Annotated in this window: 19 protein-coding genes; 17 read left to right on the top strand and 2 right to left on the bottom strand. The window is 70.2% G+C overall.

All coding sequences use genetic code 11. The features are described 5' to 3' along the window. Positions 1–6 precede the first annotated feature (6 nt). The 15 genes from secY to glmM all read left to right on the top strand — a co-directional run bounded on the left by secY (position 7) and on the right by glmM (position 12321). Positions 7–1317 carry a preprotein translocase subunit SecY gene (secY, locus tag ACZ6Z8_RS37010; RefSeq protein WP_380418015.1) on the top strand — a complete coding sequence of 437 codons (1311 nt, stop codon included), beginning with the start codon at positions 7–9 and terminating at the stop codon, positions 1315–1317. Further along, a complete protein-coding gene (locus ACZ6Z8_RS37005) occupies positions 1317–1970 on the top strand; it encodes an adenylate kinase (protein WP_465614385.1) in 654 nt (217 codons plus the stop codon). The genes secY and ACZ6Z8_RS37005 overlap by 1 nt, the downstream gene beginning before the upstream one ends. Positions 1971–2086: 116 nt before the next feature. Beyond that, positions 2087–2926, top strand: a complete 840-nt coding sequence (gene map, locus ACZ6Z8_RS37000; protein WP_465614384.1) for a type I methionyl aminopeptidase — start codon at positions 2087–2089, stop codon at positions 2924–2926. 132 nt (positions 2927–3058) lie between these two features. Next, the gene (mscL, locus tag ACZ6Z8_RS36995; RefSeq protein WP_465614383.1) at positions 3059–3484 is read left to right on the top strand and encodes a large conductance mechanosensitive channel protein MscL; all 426 of its coding nucleotides are present in this window, start codon (positions 3059–3061) and stop codon (positions 3482–3484) included. Positions 3485–3677: 193 nt separating this feature from the next. Beyond that, positions 3678–3899 (top strand): translation initiation factor IF-1, encoded by a 222-nt coding sequence (gene infA, locus ACZ6Z8_RS36990; protein WP_003956442.1) that lies wholly within the window; start codon positions 3678–3680, stop codon positions 3897–3899. A 33-nt stretch (positions 3900–3932) separates the two neighbouring features. Further along, positions 3933–4046 (top strand): 50S ribosomal protein L36, encoded by a 114-nt coding sequence (gene rpmJ / locus ACZ6Z8_RS36985; protein WP_003956441.1) that lies wholly within the window; start codon positions 3933–3935, stop codon positions 4044–4046. Positions 4047–4222: 176 nt separating this feature from the next. After that, a complete protein-coding gene (gene rpsM, locus ACZ6Z8_RS36980; RefSeq protein ID WP_097237495.1) occupies positions 4223–4603 on the top strand; it encodes a 30S ribosomal protein S13 in 381 nt (126 codons plus the stop codon). A gap of 72 nt (positions 4604–4675) precedes the next feature. Beyond that, on the top strand, positions 4676–5083 hold the full coding sequence (gene rpsK / locus ACZ6Z8_RS36975; protein ID WP_014136257.1) for a 30S ribosomal protein S11: 408 nt from the start codon (positions 4676–4678) through the stop codon (positions 5081–5083). A 146-nt stretch (positions 5084–5229) separates the two neighbouring features. Beyond that, entirely contained in the window at positions 5230–6252 is a 1023-nt protein-coding gene (locus tag ACZ6Z8_RS36970; protein WP_030055844.1) for a DNA-directed RNA polymerase subunit alpha, read from the top strand. Between the two features lie 127 nt (positions 6253–6379). Continuing rightward, entirely contained in the window at positions 6380–6868 is a 489-nt protein-coding gene (gene rplQ / locus ACZ6Z8_RS36965) for a 50S ribosomal protein L17 (protein WP_033352691.1), read from the top strand. Positions 6869–6957: 89 nt separating this feature from the next. After that, complete coding sequence (gene truA, locus ACZ6Z8_RS36960; RefSeq protein ID WP_396535676.1) at positions 6958–7869, top strand: tRNA pseudouridine(38-40) synthase TruA; 912 nt, start codon at positions 6958–6960, stop codon at positions 7867–7869. Positions 7870–7910: 41 nt separating this feature from the next. Beyond that, positions 7911–9569: an ABC-F family ATP-binding cassette domain-containing protein gene (locus ACZ6Z8_RS36955; RefSeq protein WP_465614382.1), complete on the top strand. Its 1659-nt coding sequence runs from the start codon at positions 7911–7913 to the stop codon at positions 9567–9569. Between the two features lie 232 nt (positions 9570–9801). After that, on the top strand, positions 9802–10245 hold the full coding sequence (gene rplM, locus ACZ6Z8_RS36950) for a 50S ribosomal protein L13 (protein WP_030055846.1): 444 nt from the start codon (positions 9802–9804) through the stop codon (positions 10243–10245). A 45-nt stretch (positions 10246–10290) separates the two neighbouring features. Continuing rightward, complete coding sequence (rpsI, locus tag ACZ6Z8_RS36945; protein ID WP_465614381.1) at positions 10291–10794, top strand: 30S ribosomal protein S9; 504 nt, start codon at positions 10291–10293, stop codon at positions 10792–10794. Between the two features lie 162 nt (positions 10795–10956). Further along, positions 10957–12321, top strand: a complete 1365-nt coding sequence (gene glmM, locus ACZ6Z8_RS36940) for a phosphoglucosamine mutase (RefSeq protein WP_465614380.1) — start codon at positions 10957–10959, stop codon at positions 12319–12321. A 66-nt stretch (positions 12322–12387) separates the two neighbouring features. On the opposite strand, the gene coaA is transcribed toward glmM, so the two are convergent. Beyond that, positions 12388–13383, bottom strand: coding sequence for a type I pantothenate kinase (gene coaA, locus ACZ6Z8_RS36935; protein ID WP_030280818.1), 996 nt, complete (start codon positions 13381–13383; stop codon positions 12388–12390). Between the two features lie 109 nt (positions 13384–13492). Here coaA and glmS point away from each other — a divergent pair, with 109 nt between their 5' ends. Further along, entirely contained in the window at positions 13493–15349 is a 1857-nt protein-coding gene (glmS, locus tag ACZ6Z8_RS36930) for a glutamine--fructose-6-phosphate transaminase (isomerizing) (protein WP_465614379.1), read from the top strand. Positions 15350–15382: 33 nt separating this feature from the next. Here the strand turns inward: glmS and ACZ6Z8_RS36925 are convergent, their stop codons facing one another. After that, positions 15383–15940, bottom strand: a complete 558-nt coding sequence (locus tag ACZ6Z8_RS36925; RefSeq protein ID WP_465614378.1) for a Uma2 family endonuclease — start codon at positions 15938–15940, stop codon at positions 15383–15385. 171 nt (positions 15941–16111) lie between these two features. Between ACZ6Z8_RS36925 and ACZ6Z8_RS36920 the strand changes: the two genes are divergently transcribed. Continuing rightward, positions 16112–17587, top strand: a complete 1476-nt coding sequence (locus tag ACZ6Z8_RS36920; protein WP_465614377.1) for an NAD(P)H-hydrate dehydratase — start codon at positions 16112–16114, stop codon at positions 17585–17587. Positions 17588–17739: the final 152 nt, after the last annotated feature.

Here is a 17739-nt window from a genome sequence, read left to right as displayed (position 1 = left end):
GGCACCGTGCTCAGTGCGTTCGCGCGGGCGTTCCAGACGCCCGACCTGCGCAAGAAGCTGCTGTTCACGCTGGGCATCATGGTGCTGTTCCGGCTGGGCTCGCACATTCCGATCCCGGGCGTGAGCTTCACGGCCGTGAACGAGTGCGTGAAGGAGACCAAGAACAACGGCCTCTTCGGACTCGTCAACCTGTTCAGCGGTGGCGCGCTCCTCCAGCTGACGATCTTCGCCCTCGGCATCATGCCGTACATCACGGCGAGCATCATCCTCCAGCTCCTCACCGTCGTGATCCCGCGACTGGAGGCGCTGAAGAAGGAGGGCCAGGCCGGTACGGCGAAGATCACCCAGTACACCCGCTACCTGACCATCGCGCTCGCCGTGCTCCAGGGCACCGGCATCGTCGCGACGGCCTCCAGCGGTGCGCTGTTCTCGGGCTGCCCGCTGGCCAACCAGATCGTGCCGGACACCTCGGTGTTCCGGATCGCCGTCATGGTCATCACGATGACGGCCGGTACCACGGTCATCATGTGGCTGGGTGAGCTGATCACCGACCGCGGCATCGGCAACGGCATGTCGCTGCTGATCTTCACCTCGATCGCCGCGCAGTTCCCGTCCTCGATGTGGGCCATCAAGCAGTCGGGCACCATCGGCGGCGGCTGGGTCGAGTTCCTGTCCGTGGTCGCGGTCGGCGTCATCGTTGTGATGCTGGTCATCTTCGTCGAGCAGGCCCAGCGCCGGATCCCGGTCCAGTACGCGAAGCGGATGATCGGCCGCCGGGCCTTCGGGGGCACCTCGACCTACATCCCGCTCAAGGTGAACCAGGCCGGTGTCATCCCGGTCATCTTCGCCTCGTCGCTGCTGTACATCCCCGCCCTCGTGGTCCAGCTGACCAACAGCCAGGCGGGCTGGGCGGTGTGGATCAAGCAGAACTTCGTCAAGGGCGACCACCCGATCTACATGGCGACGTACTTCCTGCTGATCGTCTTCTTCGCCTTCTTCTACGTGGCCATCTCCTTCAACCCCGAAGAAGTTGCCGACAACATGAAGAAGTATGGTGGCTTCATCCCGGGCATCCGGGCCGGTCGGCCGACGGCCGAGTACCTGAACTACGTGCTGACCCGAATCACGTGGCCGGGTTCGCTCTACCTGGGCCTGATCGCGTTGATCCCGATGATCGCCCTGGTCGCCTTCGGACAGCAGACCAACTTCCCGTTCGGCGGCACCAGCGTGCTCATCGTCGTCGGCGTCGGACTCGAAACTGTGAAGCAGATCGAGAGCCAGCTCCAGCAGCGCAATTACGAAGGGTTCCTCCGCTGATGCGTATCGTCCTCGTTGGTCCTCCCGGGGCCGGGAAGGGTACTCAGGCGCACCTGCTCGCCGCGACCCTGTCCATCCCCCACATCTCCACCGGCAACCTGTTCCGTACGAACATCAGCCAGGGCACCCCGCTGGGGCTTGAGGCGAAGTCGTACATCGACAGCGGCCGGCTGGTCCCGGACTCGGTGACCATCGGGATGGCCGAGGACCGGATGCTCCAGGAGGACGCCGCCAACGGCTTCCTGCTCGACGGCTTCCCGCGCAACCTGGGCCAGGCCGAGGCGCTGGACGAGTTCCTCACCGCGCAGGGCATCAAGCTGGACGGTGTGCTGGACCTGGAGGTTCCCGAGGACGAGGTCGTCAAGCGGATCGCGGGCCGTCGCCTGTGCCGCAAGAACGACACCCACGTCTTCCACGTCGCCTACAACCCGCCGAAGGTCGAGGGCGTCTGCGACGAGTGCGGTGGCGAGCTCTACCAGCGCTCGGACGACACCGAGGAGGCCGTGCGGGTGCGGCTGGAGGAGTACCACTCCAAGACCGAGCCGATCATCGGTTACTACAAGGAGCAGGGCCTCCTGGTGACCATCCCGGCCCTCGGCAAGGTGGACGAGGTCACCCAGCGCGCGATCGAGGCGCTGAAGCAGAACGGCTGAGGTTCCTCAGCGAGGTACGACGTACGGCCGGGGCGCCCGTGGAGCGGGCGGCCCGGCCGTTTCGACGTCGTACGGTGGTAGGCAGTGGTAATCCGGACTTGGAAGGCGTGACCCTGATGGTGGAGATCAAGACCCCCGAGCAGATCGCGAAGATGCGAGCGGCCGGGCTGGTCGTCGCCGAGGCGCTGAAGGCCTGCCGCGCGGCGGTCGCTCCCGGGGTGACCACCCAGGAGCTCAACGACATCGCCGACAAGGTGATCACCGACCACGGCGCCACCTCGAACTTCCGCGCCCACCACGGCGGCCTGTGGTTCCCCGGGGTGATCTGCGCCTCGGTGAACAACGAGGTCGTGCACGGCATCCCCGGTGAGCGGGTGCTGCAGGAGGGCGACCTCATCTCGATCGACTGCGGCGCCATCCTGGACGGCTGGCACGGCGACGCGGCGATCACCGTGGCGGTCGGCGAGGTCCGCCCGGAGGTCGAGATGCTGAGCCGGGTGACCGAGGGCTCGATGTGGGCCGGCATCGCCCAGATGAAGAAGAACAACCGCCTGGTGGACGTCTCCAAGGCGATCGAGGGCTACATCCGCCGCCAGCCGCTGCCGCCCAAGGGCAAGTGGGGCATCACCGAGGGCTACGGCGGCCACGGCATCGGCACCGCGATGCACATGGAGCCGCACGTGCTGAACTACGTCGAGCGCGGCCGCGGCAAGGGCCCGAAGCTCGTCCCCGGCACCGTGCTGGCGATCGAGCCGATGGTCTCGCTGGGCACCCCGCACACCACCGTGCTGGACGACGACTGGACGGTCGTCACCAACGACGGCACCTGGGCCTCGCACTGGGAGCACTCGGTGGCCGTCACCGAGCAGGGCCCCCTGGTGCTGACCGCCTTCGACGGCGGCAGGGCCGAACTCGCCAAGCTGGGCATCACCGCGGCTCCGGACCCGCTGGCCTAGTCGCCGCGGCCGTGAACTGCCGTTCCTGACAAGGGATCAGGGCCCTGGAGGTTTGGACCTCCAGGGCTTTTGTCCTATTTTTATCGGCTGGCAGGGCAGTCCATGGCTTACGAGCGAGCAGGAGAGAGCAACGTGCTCAAGGGATTCCGCGACTTCATGATGCGCGGCAACGTCGTCGACATGGCCGTGGGTGTGGTCATCGGCGCCGCGTTCACCGCGGTGGTGACCGGCTTCGTGTCCGCGTTCCTCACGCCGCTGGTGGGCGTGGTGGTCGGCGCGGCCGGCGACTTCAGCTCGTACACGGCCACCATCGGCGGGGTCAAATTCCCGTACGGCCAGTTCCTGAACGTGCTGATCGCGTTCTTCCTGACCGCCGCGGTGCTGTACTTCTGCGTCGTGCTGCCGATCACCAAGGCCACCGCGCGCTACCTGCCGAAGAAGCCCAAGGCCCCGATGCGCCCCTGCCCCGAGTGCCTGACCGAGATCCCCCAGGCCGCCCGCCGCTGCTCGGCCTGCACCGCCCACGTCGACCCCCTGGTCGTCACCACCGGGTTCTGAGCGGCCGGGTGTGACGGCGGACTCCATCGGGTGCCCCGTTTTGGAGCGTGGAGCGCGCTGGCGTAGGATGGACCGTCGGCTCACTCGTAGCGTGCTTCAGCACGCCCTCTTCCCCTCGGGGCTGGGGTGAACCCAGGTTCGCACGAGCGTTCCGCATACGGTAGCCGGTCCCGGAAGGTGGATCTCGCAGTTCATGGCTAAGAAGCAAGGCGCCATTGAGATCGAGGGCACCGTGATCGAGTCTCTTCCGAACGCGATGTTCAAGGTCGAGCTGCAGAACGGTCACAAGGTCCTCGCGCACATCAGTGGCAAGATGCGCATGCACTACATCCGCATCCTGCCGGACGACCGGGTCGTCGTGGAGCTCAGCCCCTACGACCTCACGCGCGGCCGGATCGTCTACCGCTACAAGTAAGAACGTCAGATCTAGACCCGGAGAACCTGAAACATGAAGGTCAAGCCGAGCGTCAAGAAGATCTGCGACAAGTGCAAGGTGATCCGCCGCCACGGCCGGGTCATGGTGATCTGCGACAACCTGCGCCACAAGCAGCGCCAGGGCTGATCTCTCCCCAGCATTTCTCGTAGTACTTCGCGCGACGCGAAAACGTCATAAGCGGGTCACCCGATCCGTCCCGTGAGGGACGGACTGCCGCCCCCGGTCAGAGGCCGGGGCTCCCTCACCGTGAGGTGACGGAGTAGGTGGCACGCCAGACCTCTGAAGAACCACAGGAGCCTTGAATGGCACGCCTCGCCGGCGTTGATCTCCCCCGTGAGAAGCGGATCGAGATCGCCCTCACCTACGTGTACGGCATCGGCCGTACCCGCGCCCAGCAGACCCTCGCCGAGACCGGCGTCAACCCGGATGTCCGCGTTCGCGACATCTCCGAGGAAGACCTGGTCAAGCTGAGCCAGTACATCGACGCCAACTACACGGTCGAGGGTGACCTCCGCCGTGAGGTGGCCGCCGACATCCGCCGCAAGGTCGAGATCGGCTGCTACGAGGGTCTGCGTCACCGCCGTGGCCTGCCGGTCCGCGGCCAGCGCACCCACACCAACGCGCGTACCCGCAAGGGCCCGCGTCGCGCGATCGCCGGTAAGAAGAAGCCGGGCAAGAAGTAGTCCGTCCCGTAACCGGACATCCCTCCGGCCCGCGGGTCAGCGGACCGACCACCTCAGTAGGAGAACAGACTTATGCCCCCCAAGGGTCGTCAGGCTGCCGGCGCGAAGAAGATCCGCCGCAAGGAAAAGAAGAACGTCGCTCACGGCCACGCGCACATCAAGAGCACGTTCAACAACACCATCGTTTCGATCACCGACCCGTCGGGCAACGTGATCTCCTGGGCCTCCGCCGGCCACGTCGGCTTCAAGGGCTCGCGCAAGTCCACCCCGTTCGCCGCGCAGATGGCCGCCGAGGCCGCTGCCCGTCGCGCGCAGGAGCACGGCATGCGCAAGGTTGACGTCTTCGTGAAGGGTCCGGGCTCCGGCCGCGAGACCGCGATCCGTTCGCTCCAGGCCACCGGCCTGGAGGTCGGCTCGATCCAGGACGTCACCCCCACCCCGCACAACGGCTGCCGTCCGCCGAAGCGCCGCCGCGTCTGACGCAGCGCCTTCGGGCACGCAGTCTCTGCTTCAAACCTCGTACGGGCTCCTACGCCGTTGATCTCAACACCGCGCGCAGGAGCCCGTACGCTTGGTCCTGTCGGCATCAAATAGTGGGTGCCGAAGACAACTGGAGGAACCTCCCCATGCTTATCGCTCAGCGTCCCTCGCTGACCGAAGAGGTCGTCGACGAGTTCCGCTCCCGGTTCGTGATCGAGCCGCTGGAGCCCGGCTTCGGCTACACCCTCGGCAACTCCCTGCGCCGCACGCTCCTGTCGTCGATCCCGGGTGCCGCTGTCACCAGCATCCGCATCGACGGCGTCCTGCACGAGTTCACCACCGTGCCGGGCGTCAAGGAGGACGTGACCGACCTCATCCTCAACATCAAGCAGCTGGTCGTCTCCTCGGAGCACGACGAGCCGGTCGTGATGTACCTGCGCAAGCAGGGCCCGGGTGTCGTCACCGCCGCCGACATCGCCCCGCCGGCGGGTGTCGAGGTGCACAACCCCGAGCTGGTCCTCGCCACCCTGAACGGCAAGGGCAAGCTGGAGATGGAGCTGACCGTCGAGCGCGGTCGCGGCTACGTCTCCGCCGTCCAGAACAAGGCCTCCGGCCAGGAGATCGGCCGCATCCCGGTCGACTCGATCTACAGCCCCGTGCTGAAGGTCACCTACAAGGTCGAGGCGACCCGTGTCGAGCAGCGGACCGACTTCGACAAGCTGATCGTCGACGTCGAGACCAAGCCCGCCATGCGTCCGCGCGACGCCATGGCCTCGGCCGGCAAGACCCTGGTGGAGCTGTTCGGCCTCGCCCGCGAGCTGAACATCGACGCCGAGGGCATCGACATGGGCCCGTCCCCGACGGACGCCGCCCTGGCCGCCGACCTGGCGCTGCCGATCGAGGAGCTGGAGCTCACGGTCCGCTCCTACAACTGCCTCAAGCGCGAGGGCATCCACACCGTGGGTGAGCTCGTCGCCCGCTCCGAGGCCGACCTGCTCGACATCCGCAACTTCGGTGCGAAGTCGATCGACGAGGTCAAGGCGAAGCTGGCCGGCATGGGCCTGGCCCTCAAGGACAGCCCGCCCGGGTTCGACCCGACCGCCGCCGCCGACGCCTTCGGCGCCGACGACCTGGACGACGCGGGTTACGCGGAGACCGAGCAGTACTGAGAGACTTGACCGCGGGGGCGGTTCCCCGGAACCGCCTCCGTCGTCATGAAAGCCGTACGGGCACAGTGCCCGTACGCCCGCTGCGGTACCTGGTACGGCCGCAGTCGGAGATTCAAGGAGTAATTCCATGCCGCGTCCCACCAAGGGTGCCCGTCTGGGCGGTGGCCCGCACCACGAGCCGCTGCTGCTCGCCGGTCTGGCCCGTGAGCTGTTCCAGTACGGCCGCATCACCACCACCGAGGCCAAGGCCCGCCGCCTGCGCCCGCTGGCGGAGAAGCTGATCACCAAGGCGAAGAAGGGCGACATCCACAACCGTCGCCTGGTGCGCAAGACCATCACCGACGTGTCGGTGCTGCACACCCTCTTCACCGAGATCGCGCCGCGCTACGAGAACCGCCCGGGTGGCTACACCCGCATCACCAAGATCGGTCCCCGTCGTGGCGACAACGCCCCGATGGCCGTGATCGAGCTGGTCGAGGCGCTGACCGTCGCGCAGACCGCCGTCGGCGAGGCCGAGGCCGCCACCAAGCGCGCCTCGAAGGAGGCTGCCGCCGAGAGCGCTGCCGCCGCCGTCGACACCAAGGCCGACGAGGCCGAGGCCGCCGAGCAGGCCTGACACCTCTGGGTGTGTTGCGGGCCCGCTCTCCCAGTGATGGGGGAGCGGGCCCGTTCCTTGTTTCCGAGGTCCCCGGGAGAAGAGAAGCAGTGGTCAACGATTGCGCCGAGCAGCCGCCGGTGAAGGACGGCCCGGCCGACGGGTACGTCCGGGTCCGGCTCGACCTCGCCTACCAGGGCGCCGAGTTCTCCGGCTGGGCCCGCCAGAAGGGCGGCCGCCGGACGGTCCAGGAGGAGATCGAGACCGCGCTGCAGATCGTCACCCGCAGCCCGGAGCTGTTCCCGCTGACCGTGGCCGGCCGCACCGACGCCGGGGTCCACGCCCGTGGCCAGGTCGCCCACGTCGACCTGCCGGCCGAGCTGTGGGAGGCGCACCGGGAGAAGCTGCTGCGCCGGCTGGCCGGGCGGCTGCCCGGGGACGTGCGGATCTACCGGGTCGGCGAGGCGCCGGCCGGGTTCGACGCCCGCTTCTCGGCGATCTGGCGCCGGTACGCGTACCGGGTCGCCGACCACCCCGGCGGGGTCGACCCGCTGCTGCGCGGGCACGTGCTCTGGCACGACCGGCCGCTGGACGTGGAGAAGATGAACGCGGCCGCGAAGCTGCTGCTGGGCGAGCACGACTTCGCCGCGTACTGCAAGAAGCGCGAGGGCGCCACCACCATCCGCACCCTGCTGGAGCTGCACTGGGACCGCGTTCCGGTGGACACCTACGCGAGCCAGGAGGGCACCCTCGCGGTGGCCACCGTCCGGGCCGACGCGTTCTGCCACAACATGGTCCGGGCGCTGGTCGGCGCGATGCTGCTGGTCGGCGACGGGCACCGGCCGGTGGAGTTCCCCGGCGAGGTGCTGGCCGGCGGGGTCCGCAACTCGGCCGTCAACGTGATCCGGCCGTACGGGCTCACCCTGGAGGAGGTCGGCTACCCGCCGGACGACCAGCTCGCCGAGCGCAACCGGCAGGCCCGGCGGATGCGCACCCTGCCCGGGCAGCCCGCCGCCTCGTAATCCGTTTTGGCCCGGGGCGTCGGCTTGGGACAATCCTTCCCATGGGACACGTCGAGATTTCGCACCTGGAGTACTACCTGCCGGACGGGCGGGTGCTGTTCGACGACGCGTCCTTCCGGGTCGGCGAGGGCGCCGCGGTCGCCCTGGTCGGCGCCAACGGGGCGGGCAAGACCACCCTGCTGCGCATGATCGCGGGGGACATCCAGCCGCACGGCGGGTCGGTGACGATCAGCGGCGGGCTCGGCGTGATGCGCCAGTTCGTCGGCACCACCGGCCGCGAGGACCGGTCCGCCGCCCCGGGTGCGCTGCCGGCCGACGCCTCGGTGCGCGACCTGCTGGTCTCGGTCGCCCCCGAGCGGATCGCCAGGGCGGCCCGCGCGGTGGACGCCGCCGAGCTGGCGATGATCGCCCAGGACGACGAGAAGACGCAGATGGCCTACGCCCAGGCGCTCTCCGACTGGGCGGACGTCGGCGGCTACGACTACGAGACCGACTGGGACGTCTGCACCACGGCCGCCCTGGGAGTGCCCTTCGACAAGGCCCAGTGGCGCGGTCTGAACACCCTCTCCGGGGGCGAGCAGAAGCGGCTGGTGCTGGAGGCGCTGCTGCGCGGCCCCGAGGAGGTGCTGCTGCTCGACGAGCCGGACAACTACCTGGACGTCCCGGCCAAGCGCTGGCTGGAGGAGGCCATCAAGGCCACCTCGAAGACCGTGCTGTTCATCTCGCACGACCGCGAGCTGCTGTCGAAGACCGCCGACAAGATCATCTCCGTCGAGTCCGGTGCGGCCGGCAGCAGCGTCTGGGTGCACGGCGGCGGCTTCGACTCCTTCCACGAGGCCCGCAAGGACCGCTTCGCGCGCTTCGAGGAACTGGGTCGGCGCTGGGACGAGGAGCACGCCAAGCTCAAGAAGCTGGTCGTCACCCTGCGCCAGGCCGCGGCCGTCAGCCACGCCCTGGCCACCCGCTACGCGGCCGCCCAGACCCGCCTGAAGAAGTTCGAGGAGGCCGGGCGCCCGGAGGAGCCGCCGCGCGAGCAGAACATCACCATGCGGCTCAAGGGCGGGCGCACCGGCGTGCGCGCCTTCACCATGGAGCGGCTGGAGCTCACCGGCCTGATGCAGCCCTTCGACCTGGAGGTCTTCTACGGCGAGCGGGTCGCGGTGCTGGGCGCCAACGGTGCCGGCAAGTCGCACCTGCTGCGGCTGCTGGCCGGTGACACCACGGTCGAGCACACCGGCGACTGGAAGCTCGGCGCCCGGGTCGTCCCCGGCCACTTCCGGCAGACCCACGCGCACCCGGAGCTGTTCGGCCGCACCGTCCGGTCGATCATCGAGGAGGAGCACGCGCTCAGCCGCAGCGCCGCGATGGGCGCGCTGCGCCGGTACGAGCTGGACCGCCAGGAGGAGCAGAAGTTCGAGTCGCTGTCCGGTGGGCAGCAGGCCCGGCTGATGATCCTCAAGCTCGAACTCGACGGCGTGACGGCCCTGTTGCTCGACGAGCCGACCGACAACCTGGACCTGGAGAGCGCCGAGGCGCTGCAGGCCGGGCTGGAGGCCTTCGAGGGCACGGTGCTGTGCGTCACCCACGACCGCTGGTTCGCCAGGAGCTTCGACCGCTTCCTGGTGTTCGGCGCGGACGGGCGGGTCTTCGAGTCGCCCGAGCCGGTCTGGGACGTCACCCGGGTCGAACGCGAACGCTGAGTGACGGGAGGGCGGGCGCCGGGCGATTTTTGACCGCTTCCCGCCCGCCCGGTAACCTGGACGCTTGATGTGCGTATTGGCTCGCTCTATCTCACGTGAGAGGTCGGTACGCCGGAGACATCAGGTCGACGACCAGCGGTCCCCCTTGAATTGCGTCCAAGGTTGGCCAGGCTGCTCTTCCGTCCGGGTGCTCCTGTCAGGACTCACTCACTGAAAAGCGAAGGCTACGACCGTGCGTACGTACAGCCCCAAGCCCGGCGACGTCCAGCGTCAGTGGCACGTCATCGACGCGACCGACGTCGTGCTCGGCCGCCTGGCTTCCCAGGCCGCCAACCTCCTCCGGGGCAAGCACAAGGCGATCTACGCGCCGCACGTTGACACTGGTGACTTCGTCATCATCATCAACGCCGACAAGGTGCACCTGTCCGGTAACAAGAAGACCCAGAAGCTGGCCTACCGCCACTCGGGCTTCCCGGGCGGTCTGCGCTCGGTGCGCTACGACGACCTGCTGGCGAACAACCCGGAGAAGGCCGTCGAGAAGGCCATCAAGGGCATGATCCCCAAGAACAGCCTGGGCCGTCAGATGCTCTCGAAGCTCAAGGTCTACTCGGGCGACCAGCACCCCCACGCTGCCCAGCAGCCGGTGCCGTTCGAGATCACCCAGGTCGCGCAGTAATTCGGCCACCAAGCCCCCCAACACTGAAAAGAGCTGAGGAACACCGTGGCCGAGACCACTGAAACCCTTGAGGTCGACTTCGACGAGAACGTCGTCGAGGGCGAGTACACCTCCGAGGAGAGCTACACCTCCGAGTCGCTGGCCGGCCGCTTCGGCGAGGCCACCCCGGGCGCCGGCCTCGGCCGTCGCAAGGAGGCGATCGCCCGCGTGCGCATCGTCCCCGGCACCGGCCAGTGGAAGATCAACGGTCGCACCCTTGAGGACTACTTCCCCAACAAGGTGCACCAGCAGACCGTGAACGAGCCCTTCAAGCTCCTTGAGCTGGACGGCCGTTACGACATCGTCGCCCGCATCAGCGGTGGCGGCGTCTCCGGCCAGGCCTACGCGCTGCGCCTCGGCGTCGCCCGTGCCCTGAACGAGGCCGACGTGGACAACAACCGCGGCGCCCTCAAGAAGGCCGGCTTCCTGACCCGTGACGCCCGCGCCGTCGAGCGCAAGAAGGCCGGTCTGAAGAAGGCCCGCAAGGCGCCGCAGTACAGCAAGCGCTAATCGCGTCCCCGGGGGTGCGGTCCGCCCTGGCGGCGCACCCCCTGGTTGCGCAAACCGTCGCCCCGGAGTACCTCGTGTACTCCGGGGCGACGTGTTCCCCGGTCAACGTGCGGCGGCCGGGATCATCGGTGGGTTCCGAGCATGGTGATGGAGGACGGGACAGTGGGACGACTCTTCGGTACGGACGGCGTACGCGGTGTGGCCAACGAGGGCCTGACGGCGGAGCTGGCGCTCGGCCTGTCGGTCGCGGCCTCCCACGTGCTCGGCGAGGCCGGCGCCTTCGACGGGCACCGGCCGGTCGCGGTGGTCGGCCGTGACCCCCGTGCCTCGGGCGAGTTCCTGGAAGCCGCGGTCATCGCCGGCCTGGCGAGCTCCGGCGTCGACGTCCTGCGGGTCGGCGTGCTGCCCACCCCCGCGGTCGCCTACCTCACCGGCGCGCTCGGCGCCGACTTCGGCGTGATGCTGTCCGCCAGCCACAACGCCATGCCGGACAACGGCATCAAGTTCCTCGCCCGCGGCGGCCACAAGCTGGACGACCGGATCGAGGACGCGATCGAGGCCCACTACCGCAAGCACACCGTCGGCGGCGAGGACTGGAACCGCCCGACCGGCGCGGCCGTCGGCCGGGTGCGCGAGTACACCGAGGGCTTCGACAAGTACGTCGCCCACCTGATCGGCGTGCTGCCCAACCGCCTGGACGGCATCAAGGTCGTCATCGACGGCGCCCACGGCGCCGCCGCCTACGTCGCCCCCGAGGCCTTCGCCCGGGCCGGCGCCGAGGTCGTACACACCCTGGGCGCCGAGCCCACCGGCCTCAACATCAACGACGGCGTCGGCTCCACCCACCTCGACCGGCTGCGCGCCGCGATGAAGGAGCACCAGGCCGACCTCGGCATCGCCCTGGACGGCGACGCCGACCGCTGCCTGGCCGCCGACGCCGAGGGCAACGAGGTGGACGGCGACCAGATCATCGCCATCCTCGCCGTCGCCATGAAGGAGGCCGGCACCCTGCGCCGCAACACCGCGGTGGCCACCGTGATGTCCAACCTCGGCTTCAAGCTGGCGATGGAGCGCGAAGGCATCGACCTGGTGGAGACCGCCGTCGGCGACCGCTACGTGCTGGAGGCCATGAAGGAGCACGGCTTCGCGCTGGGCGGCGAGCAGTCCGGCCACGTCATCCTGCTGGACCACGCCACCACCGGCGACGGCACCCTGACCGGCCTGATGCTGGGCGCCCGACTGGCCGCCACCAAGCAGCCGCTGGCCGACCTGGCCGCCGTGATGACCCGTCTGCCCCAGGTGCTGATCAACGTCAAGGGCGTCGACAAGAGCCGGGTGCGGACCAGCACCGAGCTGTCCGCCGCCGTCGCCGCGGCCGAGGCCGAGCTGGGCGCCACCGGCCGGGTGCTGCTGCGCCCCTCCGGCACCGAGCCGCTGGTCCGCGTGATGGTCGAGGCCGCCGACCCGGCGCAGGCCGAGACGGTTGCCCAGCGCCTGGCCGAGGCGGTGCGCACCCACCTGGGCTGAGCCCCGGACACGCCGAAGGGCCCCCGCCTCGGGTGGGGGCCCTTCGCGTCGTGTCCCGACGGCGCCTCAGAGCTTGCGCAGCAGCGCCCGGCGGACCTTGTGGTCCGCTCCCTTCTGCAGGATCAGCGTCGCCCGGCCGCGGGTGGGCAGCACGTTCTCCAGCAGGTTGGGCTTGTTGATGGTGCGCCAGACCTGGCGGCCGTACTCCATCGCCTCCTCCTCCGGCACCTCGGTGAAGCGGCGGAAGTAGGAGTTCGGGTCCTGGAAGGCGGTCTGCCGCAGCTTGCGGAAGCGGTCCAGGTACCAGTGCTCGATGTCGTCGGTGCGGGCGTCGACGTAGATCGAGAAGTCGAAGTAGTCGGCCACCGCGAGCCGGGTGCGGCCGTCGGTGCCCGGCAGGGCCGGCTGGAGGACGTTCAGGCCCTCGACGATCAGGATGTCCGGGCGCTCCACGGTCAGCCGCTCGTCGGGCACGATGTCGTACACCAGGTGCGAGTACACCGGCGCGGTGACCCGTTCCTTGCCCGCCTTCACGTCCGCGACGAAGCGCATCAGCGCCCGGCGGTCGTACGACTCCGGGAAGCCCTTGCGGGCCATCAGGCCGCGGCGGCGCAGCTCGGCGTTGGGCAGCAGGAAGCCGTCGGTGGTGACCAGTTCGACCCGCGGGTGCTCGGGCCAGCGGGCCAGCAGGGCCTGGAGCAGTCGGGCGGTGGTGGACTTGCCGACGGCGACCGAGCCCGCCACGCCGATGATGAACGGGGTGCGGGTGCGCTCGGTGTCCGGCGTGTCCAGGAACGTGCCCAACGCGCCGCGCAGGTCGTGCGTGGCGTGGATGTAGAGGTTGAGCAGCCGGGACAGCGGCAGGTAGACGTCGCGCACCTCGTCGAGGTCGAGGGCCGTGCCGAGGCCGCGCAGCTGCTCCACCTCCTGGGCGGTCAGCGGCAGCGGCGTACGCTCGCGCAGCGCGCTCCATTCGGCCCGGCTGAGGTCCACGTAGGGGGACGGGGACGGGCCGGGCGTGGCGGCGCCCCGCGTACAGAGTTCGGTCAGCACATGCTCCATTGTGAGCCGTAGCGGTGTTCACCGTGGTTGTGGTGTCGGTCACGCAGCGTTCGCGGGGGAGCGTGCGAGACGGGAATAGGGCTACAGAACGGCCCTTATGCTGGCACGCATGTGCGGAATTGTTGGATACGTGGGCGCGCAGTCCGCCCTCGACGTAGTAATCGCGGGCCTGCAGCGACTGGAATACCGGGGCTATGACTCGGCCGGTGTCGCGGTGCAGGCGCAGGACTCCCAGGGGCAGTGGAGTCTCGTCACGGACAAGCGGGCCGGAAAGCTCGGCAACCTGGAGAAGTCGCTCGCCGAGTCGCCCCTCCCCGGCGGCACCACCGGCATCGGCCACACCCGCTGGGCCACCCACGGCGGCCCGACGGACGCCAACGCCCACCCCCATCTGGACGACGACAACCGGGTGGCGGTGGTCCACAACGGCATCATCGAGAACTTCGCCCAGCTGCGCGCCGAGATCGCGGAGCGCGGCCACACCCTCCGGTCCGAGACCGACACCGAGGTCGTCGCCCACCTGCTGGGCGAGGCCTACCAGGGCGACCTCGCCGAGGCGATGCGGGCGGTCTGCCGCCGCCTGGACGGTGCCTTCACCCTCGTCGCCGTCCACGCGGACGCCCCCGGCGTGGTCGTCGGCGCCCGCCGCAACTCGCCGCTGGTGGTCGGTCGCGGCGAGGGCGAGAACTTCCTCGCCTCCGACGTCGCCGCCTTCATCGCGCACACCCGCGAGGCGATCGAGCTGGGCCAGGACCAGGTCGTCGAGCTGCGCCGGGACGGCGTGACCGTCACCAACTTCGACGGCACCCCGGCCGAGGTGCGCGAGTACCACGTCGACTGGGACGCCTCCGCCGCCGAGAAGGGCGGCTACGACTACTTCATGCTCAAGGAGATCGCCGAGCAGCCGAAGGCCGTCGCGGACACCCTCCTCGGCCGGATCGGCACCGACGGCCGGCTGACCCTCGACGAGCTGCGGATCTCCGACGCGGACCTGCGCTCGGTCGACAAGGTCGTCATCGTCGCCTGCGGCACCGCGTTCCACGCGGGCATGATCGCCAAGTACGCGATCGAGCACTGGACCCGCATCCCCTGCGAGGTCGAGGTCGCCTCGGAGTTCCGCTACCGCGACCCGATCATGGGCCCGGGCACGCTGGTCATCGCCATCTCTCAGTCCGGCGAGACCATGGACACCCTGATGGCCCTGCGGCACGCCCGGGAGCAGGGCGCCAAGGTGCTGGCGATCTGCAACACCAACGGCTCCACCATCCCGCGCGAGTCGGACGCGGTGCTGTACACCCACGCCGGTCCGGAGGTCGCGGTCGCGTCCACCAAGGCGTTCCTGACCCAGCTGGTCGCCTGCTACCTGGTCGCCCTCTACCTGGGCCAGGTGCGCGGCACCAAGTGGGGCGACGAGATCTTCACCATCATCCGCGAGCTCGGCGACGCGCCGAAGCAGGTCGAGCAGGTGCTGGAGACCATGGAGCCGGTGCGCGAGCTGGCCCGCTCGCTGGCCGACGCCCGCTCGGTGCTGTTCCTCGGCCGCCACGTCGGCTTCCCGGTGGCCCTGGAGGGTGCGCTCAAGCTCAAGGAGCTCGCCTACATGCACGCCGAGGGCTTCGCGGCGGGCGAGCTCAAGCACGGCCCGATCGCGCTGATCGAGGAGGGGCTGCCGGTCGTGGTGGTCGTGCCCTCGCCGCGCGGACGGTCGATCCTGCACGACAAGATCGTCTCCAACATCCAGGAGATCCGGGCCCGCGGCGCCCGCACGATCGTGATCGCCGAGGAGGGCGACGAGGCCGTCGTCCCGTACGCGGACCACCTGATCCGCATCCCGGTCACCCCGACCCTGCTCCAGCCGCTGGTCTCCACCGTCCCGCTCCAGGTCTTCGCCTGCGAGCTGGCCACGGCCAAGGGCCACGAGGTCGACCAGCCGCGCAACCTGGCGAAGTCGGTCACCGTCGAGTAGTGACTCCCACGGCGTCCCTGCGGTGGCTGTGCCCTACCGCAGGGGCGCCGTGTCGAGCGTGAACGAGAACGGGGCGGGCAGGTCGATCGGCTTGCCGAAGTCGGTCTTGGTGAGCGACCTGTAGTCACCGTTCTGGGGTTCGGAGAAGAGGGTGACCTTGCCTTCACTGCGATCGATCAGCAGGTAGCAGGGGATGCCCGCAGCGGCGTAGCCCTTGCGCTTCGGCTCGCGGTCCTTGTACGGGCTGTTCGAGGTGATCTCGAACACGAGTAGGACTCCTTCCGCCGGAGCCCAGGAGTCCAGGTGGTCGAAGTGGTCCTCCGGGACCACCGTGCCGTCGGGGATGAAACGGCCTCCGGGGGTGACGAGGCCCTTGTTGCCCGCGATGTCCAGTTCGATCGAGGCGTTCCGGAAGAACTGCTTGGCGACCTTCGAGAACGCGCCCTCGTGCGGCCCGTCCGGCGGTGGCGTCAAGACGATCTCCCCTTCGATGAGCTCGGCCTTGAATCCGGGCGGCGTGTCCAGCTCCAGAAATGCCTGGAGAAGACCGTCCTGGCCCAGCGGCTGCTCGACAGCTGGCATGGCGACCATGGCCCTTCTCCCTCCTGTGGGTCCGTGCCGAGCCACAAAGTAGGCGTACGGACCGACACCGGTGGGGGATCGAAGTGGTTGTCACTCGAAAGTGTGCCGCAGGCCCGGCTCCCGTGGGGCGGTGGCGCGGGCTAGCGTCGGCGGTAGCCGACCGCTGAAGGAGTTCTCCCCATGCGTCATGCACACCCTGTGGAAACCGTTCGGGCCGCCGAGGCCGCGCTGATGGCCCGGTTGCCGGAGGGCACCTTGATGCAGCGGGCGGCCGCCGGGCTGGCGGCGACCTGTGCCCGGCTGCTGACGCGGCGTCGGGGGCGGGTGTACGGCAGCCGGGTGACGGTGCTGGCGGGCAGTGGGGACAACGGGGGTGACGCCCTGTACGCCGGTGCGGCGCTGGCCCGGCGCGGGGCGCGGGTGACGGCGGTGCTGCTGGCGCCGGAGAAGGCGCACCCGGGCGGGCTGGCCGCGCTGCGGTCGGCGGGCGGACGGGTGACCGCGGAGCAGGAAGTCGGCCTGGCCGACTTCTCGCGCGCGGACCTGGTGCTGGACGGGATCGTCGGCATCGGTGGCCGGGGCGGCCTGCGCCCGGAGGCCGTGCCGTACGCCCGCGCCGGGCGGAGCGGGATCGTGGTGGCGGTGGACCTGCCCAGCGGGGTGGACGCCGACACCGGCGAGGTGCCCGGCGAGGCGCTGCGCGCGGACGTCACCGTCTGCTTCGGCACCTACAAGCCCGGGCTGCTGATCGACCCGGGGGCCGAGTACACGGGCGCCGTGCAGCTGGTGGACATCGGGCTGGCGCTGCCCGAGCCGGAGGTGACGGCCCTGCAGCACGCGGACGCGGCGGCGCTGCTGCCGCTGCCCGGCGCGGAGAGCGACAAGTACCGGCGCGGCGTGGTCGGGGTGGCGGCCGGTTCGGCGCGGTACCCGGGGGCGGCGCTGCTGGCGGTCTCCGGGGCGCTGCGGGGCGGCGCGGGCGCCGTCCGCTACGTCGGTACGGCGGCCGAGGAGGTGGTGCGGCGCTTCCCGGAGACGCTGGTCACCGAGGGCGGACCGGCCGGGGCCGGGCGGGTGCAGGCCTGGGTGGTCGGGCCGGGCGGCGGCGAGGGGGCGCGGGAGGCGCTGACCGAGGCGCTGGCGAGCGACGTCCCGGTGCTGGTGGACGCGGACGGGCTGACCGAGCTGGGCCGACTCGGTCCGGACGCGCTGGCCGGCCGGACGGCGCCCACCCTGCTCACCCCGCACACCGGCGAGGCCGCCCGGCTGCTGGCGGGCGTCGAGGGCGGCGCGCCGCCCGCCGCCGACGACCTGGCCGCCGCCCGGCTGGCCACCGCCCGGCGCCTGGCGGCCGCCTACCGGGCCACCGTGCTGCTGAAGGGCTCCACCACCGTGGTCGCCGACCCGGGCGGTGCCGTCCGGGTGAACCCCACCGGCACCTCCTGGCTCGCCACCGCGGGCAGCGGCGACGTGCTGGCCGGCCTGGCCGGCTCCCTGCTGGCCACCGGCCTGTCCCCGCTGGACGCCGCCTCGCTCGCCGCCTACCTCCACGGCCTGGCCGCCCGGGAGGCGGCCGGCGATCCGGGCGCGCCGGTGACGGCCCTCGCGGTCGCCGAGGCCCTGCCGACGGCCTGGCGCGCGGTGCGCCAGGCGTAGCCGGGAGCGCCGCCGGAAAGCCCCGAGGCGGAACCGGAACGCCGGTCCGCCGCGTCCGTACCTGGGCGGAGGGGCCGTTTGCCGCAGGTCGGCGGGGTGGCGGAGGACGCGGTGCCGATCGCCGCGCCGACGGGCCGTTCGGCGAGGACTCC

The sequence above is a fragment of the Kitasatospora sp. NPDC101108 genome (assembly GCF_055584725.1).
Note: the sequence above shows the minus strand (reverse complement) of the source record. Positions and strands in the feature narration are given on the sequence as shown.